This is a genomic window from Devosia sp., from assembly GCF_034675085.1.
Taxonomy (GTDB): domain Bacteria; phylum Pseudomonadota; class Alphaproteobacteria; order Rhizobiales; family Devosiaceae; genus Devosia.
Genome location: NZ_JAUCDN010000353.1, coordinates 1 through 3,306, shown reverse-complemented (window position 1 = coordinate 3,306; position 3,306 = coordinate 1). Strand labels below are relative to the sequence as shown.

General features: G+C 66.0%; 2 protein-coding genes. Both read left to right on the top strand.

Translation table 11 applies throughout. The features are described from left to right. Positions 1-143 precede the first annotated feature (143 nt). Positions 144-2,363, top strand: coding sequence for a catalase/peroxidase HPI (gene katG, locus VDP82_RS16105; protein WP_323015846.1), 2,220 nt, complete (start codon positions 144-146; stop codon positions 2,361-2,363). 257 nt (positions 2,364-2,620) lie between these two features. After that, the coding region (locus tag VDP82_RS16100; RefSeq protein ID WP_323015845.1) for a DUF2336 domain-containing protein at positions 2,621-3,306 on the top strand (686 nt) is incomplete at its 3' end.

Sequence of the window (3,306 nt, the reverse complement as noted above, 5' to 3'; positions counted from 1 at the left end):
TGCGGGCCACGGCCAGCGCATAGCGCATCTGGCGGAGCGAAATGGGCACGATTAGTTTTTCCTATCGAAAGACCAAGAATTATCGATTGGTCTAATGGTTTTCCCTTGCCTATACAACGGCCAGCAGCAAGAGGAGCCTTTCCATGAACGACAAGATTTTGCCCGATACCCAGCCTGAGACCGCCGGCAAGTGCCCGGTGGACCATGGCGGTTCGGCGCGTCCCAAGGCCCGCCAGGGCAACCGGGAATGGTGGCCCAACATGCTCGACCTTTCGGTCCTGCACCAGCATTCGGCCCGCGCCAATCCGATGGGCGACGATTTCGACTATGCCGAGGCCTTCAAGGCGCTCGACCTGGACGCGATCAAGGCCGACCTGACCGCGCTGATGACGCAGTCGCAGGATTGGTGGCCGGCCGATTTCGGCCATTACGGCCCCTTCTTCGTGCGCATGGCCTGGCATAGCGCCGGCACATATCGCATTGCCGACGGGCGCGGCGGCGGCGGGGGCGGCCAGCAGCGCTTCGCCCCGCTCAATTCCTGGCCCGATAACGTCAATCTCGACAAGGCCCGGCGCCTGCTCTGGCCGATCAAGCGCAAATATGGCGCCAATATCTCCTGGGCCGACCTGATGATCCTGGCCGGCAATGTCGCGCTGGAGAGCATGGGCTTTTCGACCTTCGGCTTTGCCGGCGGGCGCGCCGATACCTGGGAGCCCGAGCAGGACATCTATTGGGGTTCGGAGGGCAAGTGGCTGGCCGACGAGGAGCGCTATAGCGGCGAGCGCGAGCTCGACAATCCCCTGGCCGCCGTGCAGATGGGCCTCATCTACGTCAATCCCGAAGGCCCCGCCGGCCATCCCGATCCGATGGCCTCGGCCCGAGACATCCGCGAAACCTTCGCGCGCATGGCCATGAACGACGAAGAGACCGTGGCGCTGATCGCCGGCGGGCACACCTTCGGCAAGACCCATGGCGCGGGCGACGCCGCCCATGTCGGCCCCGAGCCAGAGGCGGCTCCCATCGAGCAGATGGGCCTGGGCTGGGCCAGCAGCTTTGGCAGCGGCAAGGGTGGCGACACCATCGGCAGCGGCCTGGAAGTCACCTGGACCAGCGCACCGACGCGCTGGACCAATAATTTCCTCTGGAACCTGTTCGGCTACGAATGGGAGCTGGTCAAGAGCCCGGCCGGCGCCTGGCAGTGGATTCCCCAGCACGGCATGGGGGCCAATACCGTTCCGCATGCCCATGATCCCGACCGTCGCCAGGCCCCGGCCATGCTGACCTCGGATATCGCGCTGCGCACCGATCCGGCCTATGAGAAGATCGCCCGGCGGTTCCTGGAGAATCCCGACCAGTTTGCCGACGCTTTTGCCCGCGCCTGGTTCAAGCTGACCCATCGCGACATGGGCCCCAAGAGCCGCTATCTCGGCCCCGAGGCGCCCAGCGAGGACCTGATCTGGCAGGACCCGATCCCGACCCGCGACCACGATCTGGTCGACGCCGCCGATATCGCTGTGCTCAAGGGCGCCATCCTGGCCTCGGGCCTGTCGGTCTCGCAGCTGGTGAGCACCGCCTGGGCTTCGGCCTCGACCTATCGCGGCTCGGACATGCGCGGCGGCGCCAATGGCGCGCGCATCCGCCTCGCCCCGCAAAAGGACTGGGCCGTCAACAAGCCGGCGCAGCTGGCCGAGGTCCTGGCGCGTCTCGAAGCCATCCAGGGCGAGTTCAACGCCGCCCAGACGGGCAATAAGCGCGTCTCGCTGGCCGACCTCATCGTGCTGGCCGGCGGCGTCGGCATCGAGAAGGCGGCGCGCGACGCCGGCTTTACGATCGAGGTGCCGTTCACGCCGGGCCGCATGGATGCCTCGGCCGAGCAGACCGACGCCGCCTCCTTTGCGCCGCTGGAGCCCGTTATTGACGGCTTCCGCAACTATGCGGCGGGCCGGCAGCGCCTGTCGCCCGAGGAGGCGCTGGTGGACCGGGCCCAGCTTCTGGGCCTGTCGGCGCCGGAAATGACGGTGCTGGTGGGTGGATTGCGCGTGTTGCGCGCGGGCGAGCCCGAGCATGGTGTTTTCACCGACCGTCCGGAAACGCTCACCAACGACTTCTTCGTCAATGTCCTGGACATGGGCACCGTCTGGGCGCCGGCGGCCGACACGCCCGGCGTCTATGAAGGGCGCGACCGCGCCAGCGGGGAAATCCGCTGGACCGCTACCCGCGCCGATCTGATCTTCGGCTCGCATTCGCAATTGCGGGCGCTGGCCGAGGCCTATGCCGAAACCGACCGCAGCGGCAAGTTCGCCCGCGACTTCGTCGCTGCCTGGACCCGCGTGATGAACGCGGACCGGTTCGACCTGAACTAAGGGGGGCACCCCCTCCCGGCCTCCCCCATCAAGGGGGTGGTGTGGCTCCGTATCCTTGGCACAATCGTGCCCCGACCACGAAATTGCACCCTCCCCCTTGTGGGGAGGGCTGGGGAGGGGGGCGCCTCCTCTCCAAATCCTCTCCAATTCCCCTAAAATTTGATTCAATTCCCGCGTTCCGCCTTCAGGCGCCGAAAGCAGGTGTGGAGGCATTCTGCCGACCGGAGTTATACGGCAGAAGCCGGGAGAATGGGCAGATGAACGAGCTTGATGAGGGCCTGCGGGCTTTTGCGAGTTTCCGGGTTTTGAACGGAGACGCCGACACCTCCGAGCGGGAACAGCTTTTCCGCAATATGGCGCAGCTTTTCACCTTCGTGTCCAACCATTGCGACGACGAGCAGGTGGCCCAGTATGACGAAGTGCTGTGCCAGCTGGCCGAACTGGTCGAGGTCGAAGCGCGCATGCATGTGGCCAAGCTGCTGGCGCCGCTCGACCGCGCCCCGGGCACGGTGGTGCTCAAGCTGGCCAATGACAGCATCGAGGTGGCCAAGCCGCTGCTCGAATTCTCCAATGTGCTCAGCGATGACGACCTGATCGACATCATCAACACCCAGAGCGAAGAGCATCGCATCGCGATCGCCAGCCGCATGAAGGTGCCCGAGCGCGTCGGCGAGGCCATCGCCGAGCACGGGGAAACGTCCTCGGTGGTGCAGCTGGTGCGCAATACCAGCGCCGAATTCGGCAAGGCGACGCTGGAAAAGCTGGTGGCCCGCGCCAGCCGCGACGCCGAGATCGCCGCCGACCTGCGCAACCGCTCCGATATCGACTGGACGCAGCTGCGCGGGGAAATCGACAATGCCGCCACCAAGGTGCTCCAGACCCTGGGCGGGGTGAACCGGGCCATCGATCCGGTGGCCGCCGGCAAGGTCAATGCGGTGGTCTA

Bases quoted from the DNA above. Each gene is read 5' to 3' on its own strand.
- katG (WP_323015846.1), top strand. From the start codon at position 144: ATGAACGACAAGATTTTGCCCGATACCCAGCCTGAGACCGCCGGCAAG.